The organism is Streptomyces sp. NPDC036815, assembly GCF_055609205.1.
This window is the reverse complement of record NZ_JBVJPW010000006.1, coordinates 235750-250813: the sequence shown is the minus strand read 5'-3', so window position 1 is coordinate 250813 and position 15064 is coordinate 235750. Positions and strand designations below refer to the sequence as shown.

General features: G+C 71.3%; 14 protein-coding genes. 8 read left to right on the top strand and 6 right to left on the bottom strand.

The window, feature by feature from the left end; translation table 11 throughout:
• Positions 1-27: 27 nt before the first annotated feature.
• Complete coding sequence (locus tag ACZ69I_RS15780) at positions 28-579, top strand: GNAT family N-acetyltransferase (protein ID WP_467675115.1); 552 nt, start codon at positions 28-30, stop codon at positions 577-579.
• 243 nt (positions 580-822) lie between these two features.
• On the opposite strand, the gene rox is transcribed toward ACZ69I_RS15780, so the two are convergent.
• On the bottom strand, positions 823-2295 hold the full coding sequence (gene rox / locus ACZ69I_RS15775; protein ID WP_470832662.1) for a rifampin monooxygenase: 1473 nt from the start codon (positions 2293-2295) through the stop codon (positions 823-825).
• Between the two features lie 294 nt (positions 2296-2589).
• On the opposite strand from rox, the gene ACZ69I_RS15770 reads away from it, so the two are divergent.
• Both ACZ69I_RS15770 and ACZ69I_RS15765 read left to right on the top strand, forming a co-directional pair.
• Positions 2590-2895, top strand: coding sequence for a hypothetical protein (locus tag ACZ69I_RS15770; RefSeq protein WP_470832825.1), 306 nt, complete (start codon positions 2590-2592; stop codon positions 2893-2895).
• A complete protein-coding gene (locus ACZ69I_RS15765; RefSeq protein ID WP_470832821.1) occupies positions 2820-3446 on the top strand; it encodes a methyltransferase domain-containing protein in 627 nt (208 codons plus the stop codon). Before ACZ69I_RS15770 ends, ACZ69I_RS15765 begins: the two co-directional genes overlap by 76 nt.
• 55 nt (positions 3447-3501) lie before the next feature.
• On the opposite strand, the gene ACZ69I_RS15760 is transcribed toward ACZ69I_RS15765, so the two are convergent.
• Together ACZ69I_RS15760 and ACZ69I_RS15755 are read right to left on the bottom strand one after the other, a co-directional pair.
• Positions 3502-4257: an anti-sigma factor gene (locus ACZ69I_RS15760; protein ID WP_470832661.1), complete on the bottom strand. Its 756-nt coding sequence runs from the start codon at positions 4255-4257 to the stop codon at positions 3502-3504.
• Positions 4254-4838 carry a sigma-70 family RNA polymerase sigma factor gene (locus ACZ69I_RS15755; protein WP_467675123.1) on the bottom strand — a complete coding sequence of 195 codons (585 nt, stop codon included), beginning with the start codon at positions 4836-4838 and terminating at the stop codon, positions 4254-4256. Before ACZ69I_RS15755 ends, ACZ69I_RS15760 begins: the two co-directional genes overlap by 4 nt.
• A gap of 290 nt (positions 4839-5128) precedes the next feature.
• On the opposite strand from ACZ69I_RS15755, the gene ACZ69I_RS15750 reads away from it, so the two are divergent.
• Complete coding sequence (locus tag ACZ69I_RS15750) at positions 5129-6766, top strand: molybdopterin-dependent oxidoreductase (RefSeq protein WP_470832660.1); 1638 nt, start codon at positions 5129-5131, stop codon at positions 6764-6766.
• Positions 6767-6926: 160 nt separating this feature from the next.
• Positions 6927-7577: a fasciclin domain-containing protein gene (locus ACZ69I_RS15745; RefSeq protein WP_467675127.1), complete on the top strand. Its 651-nt coding sequence runs from the start codon at positions 6927-6929 to the stop codon at positions 7575-7577.
• A gap of 2 nt (positions 7578-7579) precedes the next feature.
• On the opposite strand, the gene ACZ69I_RS15740 is transcribed toward ACZ69I_RS15745, so the two are convergent.
• The 3 genes from ACZ69I_RS15740 to ACZ69I_RS15730 form a co-directional block, all read right to left on the bottom strand.
• Positions 7580-8554, bottom strand: coding sequence for a helix-turn-helix transcriptional regulator (locus ACZ69I_RS15740; RefSeq protein WP_470832658.1), 975 nt, complete (start codon positions 8552-8554; stop codon positions 7580-7582).
• Positions 8555-8620: 66 nt separating this feature from the next.
• A complete protein-coding gene (locus ACZ69I_RS15735) occupies positions 8621-9748 on the bottom strand; it encodes an FAD-dependent monooxygenase (protein WP_470832657.1) in 1128 nt (375 codons plus the stop codon).
• Positions 9749-9872: 124 nt separating this feature from the next.
• Positions 9873-11075, bottom strand: coding sequence for a PucR family transcriptional regulator (locus ACZ69I_RS15730; RefSeq protein ID WP_470832655.1), 1203 nt, complete (start codon positions 11073-11075; stop codon positions 9873-9875).
• 583 nt (positions 11076-11658) lie between these two features.
• On the opposite strand from ACZ69I_RS15730, the gene ACZ69I_RS15725 reads away from it, so the two are divergent.
• From ACZ69I_RS15725 to ACZ69I_RS15715, 3 genes are all read left to right on the top strand, one after another.
• Positions 11659-13098, top strand: a complete 1440-nt coding sequence (locus ACZ69I_RS15725; RefSeq protein WP_470832653.1) for a DUF6801 domain-containing protein — start codon at positions 11659-11661, stop codon at positions 13096-13098.
• Between the two features lie 66 nt (positions 13099-13164).
• Positions 13165-14268: an ABC transporter ATP-binding protein gene (locus ACZ69I_RS15720; protein WP_470832651.1), complete on the top strand. Its 1104-nt coding sequence runs from the start codon at positions 13165-13167 to the stop codon at positions 14266-14268.
• A complete protein-coding gene (locus ACZ69I_RS15715; RefSeq protein ID WP_467675137.1) occupies positions 14265-15062 on the top strand; it encodes an MlaE family ABC transporter permease in 798 nt (265 codons plus the stop codon). Before ACZ69I_RS15720 ends, ACZ69I_RS15715 begins: the two co-directional genes overlap by 4 nt.
• The last annotated feature ends 2 nt before the right edge of the window (positions 15063-15064 follow it).

Here is a 15064-nt window from a genome sequence, read left to right as displayed (position 1 = left end):
GCGTGTTATGTAAATAGGGAGGCCCTCATGTTCTCGCTGTCGCTGCGCGATGGTGTCCGCCTGGCTCCGCTGGAGGTCTGGCATGCCGAGGAGTTCGCCGAGCACCTGGACCGGGCCCGCGAGCACATCCGCCCGTGGGTCGGCGCCAAGTTCGTCACCGACGACGTAGCGGGCGCGCGGGCCACGCTCAAGCGCTATGCCGAGCGCCAGGCGGACGACGGTGCCCGCCTTTACGGGATGTGGCGGGACGGCGTCCTCGTCGGTGGCGTGATGTTCACCGACTTCGACGCGGCTGCCGGAATGTGTGAGGTCGGCTGCTGGCTGGAGCCGTCCGCCGAGGGCCACGGTCTGGTCACGCAGGCGTGTGGCGTCCTGCTGGACTGGGCGCTCACGTCCCGGGGGCTGCACCGCGCCGAGTGGCACTGCCGGGCCGACAACGAACGCAGTTCGGCGGTGGCCAAGCGGCTCGGTATGACGCTGGAGGGCGTTCGGCGCGAGGCGTGGCCGTACGGAGGCGCGCGCCACGACAAGCAGGTCTGGGCGGTTCTCGCTCCCGAATGGCGAGCCCTGAACCGGTGACCGACGGGGCTTCGCCCCCGTGTCCGGCGCGGGAAGCGGGCGCGGGCATCGCGCGGCCGGGCGGGCGGCGTCCGGCACGCACGCTCGCCGCGTTGCCGAAAGGCCCTGGTAGTTCTTCCCCCAGGCATTCAGGGCCCGGGGGACCTCCCATCCAGGACTTCCCGGCGCCTTGCGATCGCACGCACCAGACGCCGCCCGCTGGTCCGACCGCGCACGGACACGGCGCGGTGCTCCGCCGCCGCGTCAGCCGACGGGCCCGCCGAACCAACGGGAGAGATGGACGTCGAGGTCCCGCTGGTCGTCGCCGATCCAGGCGACGTGGCCGTCCGGGCGCAGCAGGACGCACGGAACGTCCAGCGCCGCCGTGCGATCCGCGAGGTGGTCGACCCGGTCCGACCAGCCGCCGACGGTCAGGCGTCCGGTGCGGTCGAGCAGCAACCCCCGGCCGCCGTGCAGCAGGTCGTAGAGGCGGCCCCGTTTCACGTCGATGTCGCGCAGACGGCGGCCGAGCAGGTCGGGGCCTTCGCCGACGTCGTAGCGGATGCCGATCGCGGTGATCTTCTCGATGAGGCGGCGGTTCACCTCGTCCAGGTCCATCAGTTCCGTGAGCAGTCTGCGCACGGCCCGCGGGCCCGGTTCGGGGGAGTGCAGTTCCATCTGGGCGCGGGTGTTGTCGAGGACGTCCTCGGCGACCGGACGACGTTCCGCCTCGTAGGTGTCGAGGAGTGTGTCCGGCGCCCAGCCGCGGATCTGCGCGGCCAGTTTCCAGCCGAGGTTGAACGCGTCCTGAACGCCGAGGTTCAGGCCCTGTCCGCCGGTGGGCGGGTGGATGTGTGCCGCGTCGCCTGCCAGCAGCACCCGCCCGACCCGATACCGGTCCGCCAGCCGGGTGGCATCCCCGAAACGGGACAGCCAGCGCGGGGAGTGCACGCCGAAATCGGTTCCGGCGACGGCGCTCAGCTGCTGCTTGAAGTCATCGAGGGTGGGCGGTTCCGCGCGGTCGCTGACCCCCGCGGCGGGCACCACGACGCTGTAGGCCTCTTCGCCGAAGGGCCTGAGCCAGAATCGCTTGTTGGTCCTGCCGATGTCGGCCACCTTGGCGGCGACCTCCTCCCGCGGCACGCCCACCTTCATCTCGCCCATCAGCGTCTCGGTCCGCGAGGGCTCGCCGGGAAAGCCGACACCGAGCAGTTTGCGCACCGTACTGCGCCCGCCGTCACAGCCGACGAGGTAGCGCGCACGCAGCCGCTCGCCGTCGCCGAGCTCCACCGTCACCCCCTCGCCGTCCTGCTCGAGACCGGCCACCGCGGCACCGCGCCGGATGTGCGCACCCAGGTGGGCCGCGTGTTCCTCGAGCTGGGCGACGAGGACCGGCTGGGGGATGCCCAGCAGATAGGCGTGCGCGGAATCCAGGTCCTCGGGCGCCGGTTTGTCGATGGCGGCGAAGAAACCGGCGGCCGGGCGCCGCCTGCCGTGGGGGAGGAGGCGGTCGAGCAGTCCGCGCATCGCCATCACCTCAAGGCTGCGGATGTGCAGACCGACGACGCGGACGAACGAGACGGGGTCGGTTTCCTTCTCCAGGACGAGTACCCGTACGTCGTGCAGCCGCAGTTCGGCGGCCAGCATCGCGCCGGTCGGCCCGCACCCGGCAATGATCACGTCGAACACGCGGGGTGCGTCGGGCGACGACGCGGCGGTGCATCGCGGAGAGTCCATGGGTGTTGCCCTTCAGGAGTGCCTTGTGGTCGAGGCGCTCCCGGCGACACCTGGTGTCAGTCGCCGGCCGTGACGCAAAGGGGGAGCACCCACGTCGATACGTTCATGGGTCTCACCTCCTCGGGCGGTGTCACGGACGAGCGCAAGCTACAAGTCCGGGCAGCGCACCGTCCAACCCTTTTCCCGGACTGCCGGACTGCCGGACTGCCGGACTGCCGGACTCCCTGACGCGGCCGCGCGAGCGTGTCCGAAAGCTGGGTTTGTGCCGGGCCGTCCCTGCCGAGGAATGCCCCCATGGCTGAGGACGATGCGGCGCGAGCCACCGATGTGGCCCGCGCGTACTACGACACCGACGACATCGACGCCTTCTACGCCCATACGTGGGGCGGCGAGGACATCCACGTCGGGGTGTACACGGACGAGGTGTACGGGGACGGGCAGGCGGGGATCGCCGCGGCCGCCGGGCGAACCGTCGCGCGGATGGCCGCGACGGTGGGCGACGGGCTCGGCCCCGGCAGTCGCTCCTGGATCTGGGATCCGGCTTCGGCGGCGCGGCCCGCAGGCTGGCCGGTGATTTCGGCTGCCGCGTCGTGGCCCTGAACATCAGCGAGGTCCAGAACGCCAGGCACCGCGAGCTCAACGCGCGGCGCGGCCTGGACGACCGGATCGAGGTGGTGTCCGGTTCCTTCCAGGACATCCCCGCCCCCGACGCGTCGTTCGAGGTCGTCTGGTCCCAGGAGGCCCTCTGCCACAGCGGCGACCGGCCCGGTGTGCTCCGGGAGGCACGGCGGGTCCTCGAGCACGGCGGCCACCTGGTGTTCACCGACATCATGATCGCCGAAGGTGCCCCCGCCGACGCGCTGCGGTCGGTCGCGGAGCGCCTGAGCCTCACCGACTTCGCCACGCCCGGGTTCTACGTCGAGCAGCTGCGGTCACTCGGGTTCACCGACGTCGGATTCGAGGACCTGAGCGAGCACATCGAGACGCACTACCGCCATCTGACGGAGGCCGTCCGCACTCCGTCCCCGGGCCTGGTGGACGGCGTCAGCTCCGCGTACATCGACCACCTGCGAACCAGCCTGCCCCAGATGACCGCCGCCTGCCGGGACGGTCACGTGAAGTGGGGCATCTTCCACGGCCGGCGCACCTGACGCCGGAACGCTCCCGCCCCCTCAAGCGGGGAACCCCCTCAAGCGGGGAAGCCCCTCAAGCAGGGAAGGCCATCAGCGCCACCGGTGCGCCGGTGGGCCGGGAGGAACCGCCGGCGGGTTCCAGTGTGACGCCCATGCCGACCGCCCGGCCGACCTGCCCGTCCAGCAGCAGGGAGTCCGTTTTCCTGCCGGGGTCCAGGAGGCCGGCGGGCCGCATGGTGCCGTCGTCGTTGAACCACAGTTGGTAGACCTTGCCCCGCGGGGGAGTGGGCAGTCCGGTCGCCAGGAACGCGGCCTGGTCACGGCTCGCGGACACGACCACGGTTCCGCTGCCGCCGCCGGAGAGTTTGCCGGTGCGGCTCCTGGCGTCCGGGGCCGCGAGCACCGCCGCGACGCCGTCCGCCTCACGCTGCGTCCGCTGCGCCCGCTCGCGGGCGTCCTCGGCCTGCTGATGCTGCCAGACGGTGGTGCCGCCCAGGCCCGCCGCCACAGCCAGGCAGGCCGCGAGCGCCCAGCGGGAGAAACGGTGGGCCCGCTGCCGTACGGCGCCCGGAACGGGGTCCGGCTTGGCGAGCGGGACGTCCTGCCGGACGGTGGTGATGCGGCGCAGCACCTCGTCCTTCATGCTCTGGCGGGGGGTGACCGCGGTGGCCTGCCCCAGGCGAGCGGTGGTCGCGGTGAACTCGCGCACCTCCTGTGCGCAGGCGTCGCACTCCGCGAGGTGTTCCTCCACCGTGGCGCGTTCCTTGTCGTCCAGCGCGTGCATCGCGTAGGCGCCGGTGAGCGTGTGCGGATCGTCGATGATGCTCATGCGCTGATCCCCAGGCAGTCGCGAAGGCGGATGAGTCCGTCCCTGAGGCGGGTCTTGACCGTCCCCAGCGGGAGAGCGAGGAGTTCGGCCACCTGCCGGTAGGTCAGGCCACGGTAGTACGCCAGGGTGACGGACTGCCGCTGGACCTCGGTGAGGGCACGCAGGCACCGGCGTACCTGCTCGTGCTCGAGGCGGGTCTCGACCTGCTCGCTGACCTCGTCGAAGTCGCGGTCGCGCGCCAGGAGCGCGGCCTTGTGGTCGCGGGCCGCGGACGCTTCGGCCGAGCGCACCCGGTCCACCGCCCTGCGGTGGGCGAGCGTGAGGATCCAGTTCCGCGCCGTCCCCAGGTCCGGCCGGTAGCGGGGCGCCGTGCGCCAGACCTCCAGCAGGACCTCCTGGGCCACTTCCTCGGACTGGGCGTGGTCGCGCAGCACGGCACGGACGACCCCGAGCACGGGTCCGGCCATGGCGTCGTACACGCCGGAGAAGGCCTCTTGGTCCCCCTGGGCGACCTGGGCGACGAGCTCTTGGAGATCGGGTCCCGGAGTGGTCCGGGACCCGATGTGCACGACTTCCTTCACGCAGCGGTCCTCCACGGAACAGGCGTACGGCGCTGGCTACTCCCATGATTCGGAGCCGACGGCGGTGGCGGATTGGTCCGCCCGTCGCACAGGTGATCCGGAGCGGACTTTGGTGCGGATTGCCCGTAATGTCAATCTTCTTGGTCGGGCGGATTCGCGGTCCTGCGGCTTTCACCTGGACACGGCCGCGAAGTCGGGCGACCGTCAGAGGCGTGCCCCGGACGGTGGTACGAGAGGGCCGTACGCGTGAACGACCAATCCGGACCCGGGGCAAGGACGGATTCCCGAGCATGGACAACGTGACACATCAGCCGCTCCGTGGCATCGGGCGGCTGGCCCTGGGCGCCCTGAGCGGCGTGCTCGCCGGATACGCCGCGGTCGCGGTCGCCGAACTGGTCGCCGCCGGAGTACGGCCCGAGGCGGGGTCCGTCATCGCGGTCGGCGGGGCGGCGATCGACCGGACACCGGCGCCGGTCAAGGACTGGGCCATCCGCCAGTTCGGGACCAACGACAAGCTGGTCCTGCAACTGGGCATCCTCGCCGTGCTGGGCGTGCTCGCCCTGGTCCTCGGCATGATCGCGACCCGGTGGCGACCGGCCGGTCCGAGCGGTCTCCTCGCCTTCGGCGTCGTCGGAGCGCTGGCCGCCGTCAGCCGTCCCGACTCGACCGGAGTCACCGACGCGCTGCCTTCCGTCCTCGGCGCCGTCGCGGGGGCCGCCCTGCTGTACTGGCTGATCGGCCGTCTCGACCGGACGACGGGTCCGACGGCACCGGCGGACGGTTCCGTGCCGTCGGCGGACGACGGGGCACCGGCGGGTGCGACGGCAGCCGAACCCGGCTGGGACCGGCGGGGATTCATCCTCGCGGCCACCACCGCGGCCGCCGCTTCGACCGGCGCCGGTCTGGCCGGGCGGGTCCTGAACGGCACACAGGGCCAGAAGGCGGTGGCCTCGCGCAACGCCGTGACGCTGCCCGTCCCCTCATCGAAGGCCGCGCCCGTGCCGCGCGGGGCCGCCCTGCGGATCAACGGCATCAGCCCGTTCACCACCCCCGACGGCGACTTCTACCGCGTCGACACCGCCCTGGTCGTACCCAAGGTCGACGCCACCCGGTGGCGGCTGCGCATCCACGGCCAGGGCGTCGGGCGTGAAGTCGGGCTCTCCTTCGACGACTTGCTCGGCATGCCGCTGATCGAACGGGACATCACTCTGACCTGTGTGTCCAACGAGGTCGGCGGTCCCTACGCCGGCAACGCCCGCTGGATCGGCGTCCGGCTCTCCGACCTCCTGGAGCGGTGCGGGGTGAAGCCTCCCTCCAAGGGCGGCTCCGCGGACCAGCTGGTGGCCCGCTCCGTGGACGGAATGACCATCGGCACCCCGGTGGAGGACGTCATGGACGGCCGTGACGCGATGCTCGCCGTCGGCATGAACGGGCAGCCGCTGCCGTTCGAACATGGCTTCCCCGTCCGCATGGTGGTGCCCGGCCTGTACGGCTACGTGTCGGCCTGCAAATGGATCGAGGACATCGAACTCACCACCTTCGACGCGTACGACTCCTACTGGGTGAAGCGGGGCTGGGCCCAACGCGCCCCGATCAAGACCCAGTCGCGCATCGACACCCTCAAGCCCTTCGGCCGCCCGAAGGCCGGTACGGTCATGGTCGCCGGTGTGGCCTGGGCGCAGCACCGCGGCATCGACAGAGTCGAGGTCCAGGTGGACGACGGCCCTTGGCGGGAGGCCCAGCTCGCCGCCGAGGACACCCGTGACACCTGGCGCCATTGGTCGTACGCATGGCAGGCGACCAAGGGCAGCCACACGGTCAGCGTCCGCGCCACGGACCGCACCGGAGAGACCCAGACGGACGAGCGCACCCAGACCGTCCCCGACGGCGCCAGCGGCCGGCACTCCGTGGCCGTCACCGTCGACTGATCCCTCTGCCGCCGGCTGCTCCTCCGCCTTCGGCCGACCCCCGTGCCGTGAGGGCGTCTCACGCTTTCGGGTGGTGGACCAATCCGCGGGGCGATCAGTTCCGGATTCCGGGTGATGAGGGCAGAGGGCCCTCACGGAAACCGATCGTCGAGGGATTGCCATGCAGACTCGTATCCGCCGTGTAGCCGTCGCCGTCGCCGCGGCCGCCCTGCTGCCGCTGGGGCTGACGGCCTGTTCCGACGGTGACTCCAAGGACAAGGCGTCCGACAGCGCGTCGAAGGCGTCCACGGAGGGAGCCGACAAGTCCGGCCCGTCCAAGGACACGGGGAGCATGAACGAGCCGTTCGGCCCGGCCTGTTCAACCGTTCCCAAGGACGGCAAGGGCAGCTTCGAGGGGATGGCCGAGGACCCGGTCGCCACCGCGGCCTCGAACAACCCGGCCCTGTCCACGCTCGTCACGGCCGTGAAGAAGGCCGGTCTCGTCGACACGCTGAACAACGCCAAGGACATCACCGTCTTCGCCCCGACCAACGACGCCTTCGCCAAGATCCCCAAGGCCGACCTGAACAAGGTCCTCGCCGACAAGGACCAGCTCACCAAGATCCTCACCTACCACGTGGTGGGCAAGAAGCTGGCCCCCGAGGACCTGGTGGACGGCTCCTTCGAGACGCTGGAGAAGACGAAACTCACCACGTCCGGATCCGGTGAGTCGTACAAGGTCAACGACAGCGCCGACGTGGTGTGCGGCAATGTGCGGACCGCCAACGCCCACGTCTACATCATCGACACCGTCCTCATGCCCAAGAGCTGACGCTACCGGCGGGCCGCGGTGTCGGAGGGCAGTTCGCCGAAGCGGCCGCGGTAGTCGGCGGCGAAGCGCCCCAGATGGGGTACGCCCCACCGATAGGCGATGGCGCCGATGGCGTCGGTGGTGGTGAGGATGTCCTGCCGGATCCGGTCCAGACGCAGGTTGCGTACGTAGGCCATGGGCGACAGGCCGAGCCGGTCACGGAACGCGGAGCTGACGGTCCGCGGGGCGCAGCCGGCGGCGCGGGCGATGTCGTCGAGGGCGATCCGCTCGGCGAGATGGTCCTCGACGAAGGCGAGAGCTGCCCGCAGGGAGCGCGGATGGCCCGGTCGCGGCCCGTCCCGCAGCGCGTCGGTGTGGGAGTGCGGCTGGGCCAGGAGCAGCGCGGTGACGATGCAGCGAAGTTGGCCGCGCTGCAGTTCGGCGCGCTGGAACAGGGGGTCTCCCGAGTCCAGTTGCTCAAGGAGGGAGCGCACGAGGAGGCGTACGGCCCGGCCCTTCGGCCCGGCCAGATCCAGGGCGAAGTCGAAGCGGACACCGGACTCCGGCGGGCCCCCGGTCAGCTCCGCGTACGCCTGGTCGACCAGAGCCGCATCGATCCGAAGCCCCAGGAAACGAGCGTGGGTTGACGCCACGGGGCGCAGCTCCTGGGTGTCGCCGGGGTTCACCACCCCGGCCGTGGCGCCGTCGAGGGTGGCGCCCAGGCAGCCGCGGGAGGCGGCGATCGCACCGGACACACCCATGTTGACGAAGTAGGAACTGCGCCCCGCCGCCGACGAGACGCGTACGCCGAGCGGCGAGGCGAAGTAACCGATGGCGAAGTCGTGCGCGGCCACCCCGCGCAGTTCGTGATGTCCCCCGCCCAGGCCGTCCAGCGGTGACGTGGCGACGGAACCGCCGAACAGGCGGGTGGCGGCGTTCAGGAGGTCGACGGGGTTCCGGGAACGCGTGATCAGGAAGTTGCGCAAGAGGCCCGGCAACGGGTTCGCCTCCTTCGGGGAGCCCGCCACGGCGTCCGGGACCACGGAGGTGCGGGCGCGCTCAAGCTACACGGGCTCTGCCATCAGCCGGTGGCAGGCGTCGGTCAGGGGGTACGCCTCGTCGTGGCGCTGGGCCTGCTCCAGGAGGGCGACGGCGACCGAGGTCTCCACGAGCGTCCTGCACCGACGCGCGCGTCGGCCCACGAACGCCTTCAGCCCCGCCCCGACCGACGCGTGCCGCCCCAACTCCTGGGCCAGTACGAGGCCGTCCTCGACGGCCAGGGCCGCGCCGCTGGCCAGCTGCGGTGCGGGGGCGTGGGCGGCGTCGCCGATGACCACCGTGCTGCCGCGGTGCCAGTCGCCATGGAGGAAGGTCGTCCGCACCGGGCGGCGTACCACCGACGCGGCCTCGGCCACCAGCGGCACGAGCTCCGCCACCCGGCCGGGGAACGGGGCCAGCAACTCCAGGAGGCGGGAGGTGAGTTCCACGGACGGGAGGACGCCCTGCTCCACCCCGTTCTCCGTCAAGAACACGTATGCCTGGCTGTCCGACAGAGGGACGAGGCCCGCCGTGTCGGTCGCCCCGGCGAACTGATGGATACCGGTGGCCCACGCCGGACGCCGCACCAGTGCCCGCCACACCATCTGCCCGTGATAGTCGAGCGAGGGCCGCAGGCCCAGCAACTCCCGTACCGAGGAACCAATTCCGTCCGCCCCGACGACGAGCGCGGTCCGACGCTCGGTCCCGTCCGACAGCCGCGCGCGGACCAGCTCCGCCTCCTGCTCCACCGCCACGACGGTCACTCCGTGGCGCACCACCACGCCGCACCGTTCGGCTTCCGCGTACAGGATGCGGTGCAGTACGGGACGTGCGATGCCGGCCATCGCGGGGCGCCGCGCACCGAGCAGACGCGGCAACCGGGCCCGGCCCGTGATCTCGCCGTGCACATCCACCAGCGTGACCTCGCTCATGCCGTGGCCCTCGGCCAGACACGTCTCCGCGAGCCCCAACTCGGCCAGCGCGCGCAGTGACGGCCCGGTCAGGCACAACCCCCAGCCGGAAGTCGTTCTTGACGGGCTGATCTCGACGATCTCCACCCGCCACCCCGCGCGGGCCAGGGCCGTGGCCGCCGACAGACCAGCGACACCCGCGCCCACGATCAGGGCCGTCCGCACACCTCGATAGCTGTCCATATACGCCTCCAGAGCACCACTGGTTTCTCCGGAACCGTAAGTTTCCCCGCCCCTTCGTGTTGTCCGCGGATGGCGGCGAGTATCCGATATCGGCAACGTCCCCGAGTCCGACCGGACCGTCCCGTCATGGTCGGCGCGAGCGTAACTCCAGGGCGCGCAGCACCATTTCCGTGGCGAAGCGGCGGTCCGGCGAGGCCAGCAGGTCGCCGAAGACCTTCTCCAGGTTGCGCAGCCGGTAGCGGACCGTCTGCGGGTGGAGATGGAGCGCGTCGGCCATCTGTAGGACGTTTCCCCGGGTGTCGAGCCAGGCGCGCAGGGTGTGGATGAGCCGGTCGCGCTGGTTGGCGGTGAGCCCCGCCAGAGGGGCGAGCTGCTGCTTGGCGAGCGCTGTGATCAGGCCGGGGTCGGCGAAGAGGGTGAGGGTCACAAGATGGTCCTCGCAGTAGACGTACGAGGTGTCGTCGAGGATCCCGGCCTCGGCGAGGCTCAGGGCTCTTCGGGCCCACTGCAGGGACTCCGCCGCGTCCGCGAGCGGCACCGTCAGGCCGACGGCCGCGCGGATGCTGCGCGGAGCGGCGTCCATGAAGGCGCGGCGGCACTCGTCGACGGCGCCGGGGATCAGGGCGTGCGGGAGCGGGGAGCTCAGGTCGACCAGGACGTCCTCGGAGACCGCGCCCCGCTCGGGCTTGCCGTCGGCGCTGAACGCGATCGGCGTGACCTCGTCGGGCAGCTTCCACTTGGCGCGCTCGGCGAGTTCGACGAGGGTCGCCCGGGGAGCGGCCACGTCCGAGAGCAGGTGTTTGAGGAGCCGTTGGCGCTGGATGTCCTGGCCCTGCTCCATCTCCGCCCGAGCTTCCAGGTAGCCCTCGCGGGAGACCTCGATCAGGTTGTCCACGTAGAGCAGCAGGGCGTCGGCGAAGGAGAGCATCAGGCCGGCCGGCAGGTTGAGCCGCCGGAGCACCCGCTTGGCCCGGTTGAGGGCGAGCCGGGTGCCGAGCCGGAAGATCGCCTGCATGGTGTCCAGGCTCCGGCCCTCGTAGGCCTCGAAGCGGCCGAACATGCGGCACACCTTGTCGCGTTGGACGGTGGAGGTGTCCGGGGCGGCGACCTGGTCCACGAAACTCGTCAGATTGTGCTCGACGACGAGGTGCACGGCCCGGGAGTAGGGGCCGTCGAGGACTTCGGCGTACTCGGGGTAGGAGCGGCGGATCTCGTCGATGACTTCCTGGATCAGGCCGGGCAGTTCGGGCCGCATGACCGCGGCGAACTCGCGCGGCAGAGCGGACGCCGGGTGTCCCGCATCCACCGCCTTCAGTGAAGCTGTCATGGAACTCCCCTTACTCCGCCCGTGATCGAAACCGCTGACCGGTGGTGATGGGGAACACGACCGGTCCCGGGCGACCTCGGTGGTCGCCGGCTGGCGGCAGGTCATAATTGATCTTGGCGCTTCGGGACCTCTGGCACGTTAGACCATGGGCAGTCGGTGTGCACCCTGCTCGCCACTCCCATCTGACAACTCCGTCCCTTCGGTGCCGTGTTCAGGGCGCCCTGCTCGTGCGCGGTCCGTCAAGGGTCTGGCGGCAGAGTGCTCACTTATGGACGAAGCCGCCCCCGGAATTGCTGCCCTGGGGACAAGGAAATGCCAGGTGGCCGCGGGCCGGGGCGCTTTTGCAATTCGACCGTTGCGCGGCTCAGTTACCCGTGCGTAAGGTCCGGATCGCAAGCTGAACAGAAAGCAGATCGGGCCTTGTCAGAAGGTATTTCCCGACGCCTGTTCCGGTCCTCCGAGGTGCGGATCTCCCCTTCGCACATGTGGCCCCGACGGCTTCAGGACCACTTGAGGACCTTCCCGACCGGACCCCGCGGCGGCCCCCCTGCCGCGGGGTCCGCCCTCTGATCGGAGAGCAGCGATGACCGGTGCCCTGAGCGGCGGGCGTACCACCCGAGCGGTGGCGGTCGCCGTCGTGGCCTGCGTGCTCGGTCTGCTGCCGGGCTCGGGCTCCGCCGCACGGGACCAGCGGGAGGCCCGGCTCACGGCCGCGTACGACTGCGCACTGCCGTCGGGCAGCCGGCGGATCCAGGTCGCCTTCGACGCCACGTTTCCCGAGCGCGGCGTGGCCGGGAAGCCGGTCAGGCCTCTGGCGGTGGGCGTACGGGCGAGCCTGCCGCGGCCGGTCCTCGCGGAGCTGCTGCCGGAGGGCACGACGTCGGTGACGGGGGCGGCCGCGGTCGCCATGGCGGTCGCGCAGGGGCGCGAGCGGGCCCGGGCCGAGTGGGCCGACCTGACGTCCGCACAGGTGCGGCTGCCCGCGCGGGGCTCCGTCGAGCTCGGCTTCGGCGGCGACGTGCCGTATGTGACGGTCGGCTCCGGGGGCGATGTCACCTTCAGGGCCGGGGAGTTGACCCTCACGCTCGACGCCGCCACGGCCCCGGCCACCGGCGGCACGGGCTCGACGTCCGCCCCGGCACGGCTCGCCTGCGCCCCCGCCCGGGGCGCGGACACCCTGCTCGCGACCGTCCCCGTCGCGGCCCCCGCATCGAGCACGCCGTCGGCACCGAACACCGGAAGCGGCGCCCCGGACAGCGGCGCCCCGAGCGGCACGCCGAAGGGCGTGGACACCGGCCCGCAGCCCCGCGCCGCCGCCACGGACGCGTGCCCTGCGGAGCCGCCCCAGGGCAGGCTCGACCCGGAGCGGCTGCCGCCCGTGCCCGCGGGCGGCGAGGTCAGCGAGCTGGAGCCGACCTCGACGTGCGCGGTGCCGGTGGGCTTCGCCACCCTGCGCAAACTGAAGAGCTCCACCCTCGTCAACGACCCGCGCGGAAGCCGGGTCGGGCTCATGCACCTGGCCATGCGGCTGCGGGAGGTCAGGGCGCCCGGATACGTGGAGTACGACCACCTCGGAGACATGCGCCTCCCCGACGCCGAGGGCACGTTCCTCACCTTCGGGTTCCAGCCGACCACCGCCAGGATCCGCTTCGAGCCCGAACCGGCGACCATCGTCAACGTCATCCGCCCCGGCAGGCCGCCGATGACCAGGGTCGGCTACCGCCAGCACCTGCGCCTCTACGACGTACGGGTCAACGGCGTGCCCCTGGACGTCGGACCCCGATGCCGCACCTCGCGCCCCGTGGAGACGGAACTGACCGGCAGCTATCCGGTGAGCGAGGGCGGGCTGCTGCAAGGAGAGCTGGACATCCCGCCGCTCGAAGGGTGCGGCGTGCGCGGCGAGGACCTGGACGTACTGCTGTCGGGCGCGGTCTCCGGACCCGGCAACGCGCTCAAGATCCGCCAAGGGCGCGTGTGCGGCGCCGGATCGCCGTGCACGGTCCCGGAGCTCCCCGGCCTCTGACCGGCGGGCGGGCGCGAGGCCGAAGCGTGAAGAGCGAGCAACCCGAACTCTGAGCAAGGAGGTGCGATGGGAGTCGAAGTGGTCGTCGAAGGTCTGACCAAGTCGTTCGGCCGGCAGAACATCTGGCAGAACGTGACGCTCACCCTGCCGCGCGGCGAGGTCAGCGTGATGCTCGGCCCGTCCGGCACCGGCAAGACGGTCTTCCTGAAGTCGATCGTCGGCCTGGTCCGCCCCGAGCGCGGGCACGTCCTCGTCGACGGCGTGGACATGGTCAACAGCCGCGAACGGGACGTGTACGAGGCCCGGAAGCTGTTCGGTCTGATGTTCCAGGACGGTGCGCTCTTCGGCTCGCTCAGCCTCTTCGACAACGTCGCGTTCCCGCTGCGCGAGCACACCCGCAAGAAGGAATCGGAGATCCGCCGCATCGTCATGGAGCGGCTCGACCTGGTCGGCCTCGCCGGCGCCGAGAAGAAGCTGCCCGGCGAGATATCGGGCGGCATGCGCAAACGCGTGGGCCTGGCCCGGGCCCTGGTCCTCGACCCGCAGATCATCCTGTGCGACGAGCCGGACTCGGGGCTCGACCCGGTCCGCACGTCCTACCTCTCGCAGCTCCTCATCGACATCAATGCCGAGATCGACGCGACGATGCTCATCGTCACCCACAATCTCGACATCGCGGCGACCGTCCCGGACAACATGGGCATGCTCTTCCGCCGCAACCTCGTGATCTTCGGGCCCCGCGAAGTGCTCCTCACCAGCGAGGAGCCGGTGGTCGAGCAGTTCCTCAACGCCCGCAGGGCGGGCCCCATCGGCATGTCCGAGGAGAAGGACCAGGCCACCCTGGACCTGGAGGCCGCGCACGGCATCGTCGCCGGGCCCGCCACGGAGCGCGCCATCGTGCCGCAGCTCGCGCCCACGCCCGGACTGCCGGAGCGCAGGGCGGTGCGCAGGCGCCGGGAGCGGGTCCGGGGCATGCTGCACGAGCTGCAGCCCGCGGCCCGCCGCGCCGTCGAGGCGAGCCTGCGGGGCGAGGAGGCGAGCTCGCGGGGCGGCGACGCGCACCGGCGGAGCGGCGAGGGGAGCCCGCAGGGCGGTGGGGCGAGTCGGCAGAGCGGCGGGGACGCGCCCACGCTCGCCGCGCCCCGCCTGAGCCGGGGAGCAGGCGCATGACCGCTCCTCCCGCCGCGCACAGGCCACTGCCGGGCCTGGGCGTACTGCGCGAGATCGGCCAGATGTTCATGCTCGCGGTGAGCGTCCTGCGACTGACCTTCAAACGGCCTTTCCAGTGGCGGGAGTTCGTCGAGCAGTTCTGGTTCATCGCGAGCGTCACGATCCTGCCCGCGATGCTGGTGACGATCCCGTTCGGGGCGGTGATCGCCCTCCAAGTCGGCTCTCTCATCGAGCAGTTCGGCGCTCAGTCCTTCACCGGCGGCGCCAGCGTCCTCGTCATCATCCAGCAGGCCAGCCCGCTGATCGTCTCCCTGCTCATCTCCGGCGTCGCCGGGTCCGCGATCTGCGCGGACCTCGCCTCGCGCACCATCCGCGAGGAGCTCGACGCCATGCGCGTCATGGGCGTCTCGCCCGTCCAGCGCCTCGTCGTCCCCCGGGTGCTCGCCGTGATGCTGGTCGGCCTGCTCCTCAACGGCCTGGTCTCCGTGGTCGGCATCCTCGGCGGCTACTTCTTCAACGTCGTGATGCAGAACGGCACTCCGGGCGCGTACGTCGCCAGCTTCTCCGCGCTGGCCCAACTGCCCGACCTCTACGTCAGCGAGCTGAAGTCGCTGGTCTTCGGCTTCATCGCCGGTGTCGTCGCCGCGTACCGAGGGCTCCATCCGAAAGGGGGGCCGAAGGGCGTGGGTGACGTGGTGAACCAGTCCGTCGTCTTCACCTTCCTCATCCTCTTCTTCGTCAACATGGTCATGACGGGCGTCTATCTGCAGCTCGTCCCCCCGAAGGGGCTGTGACC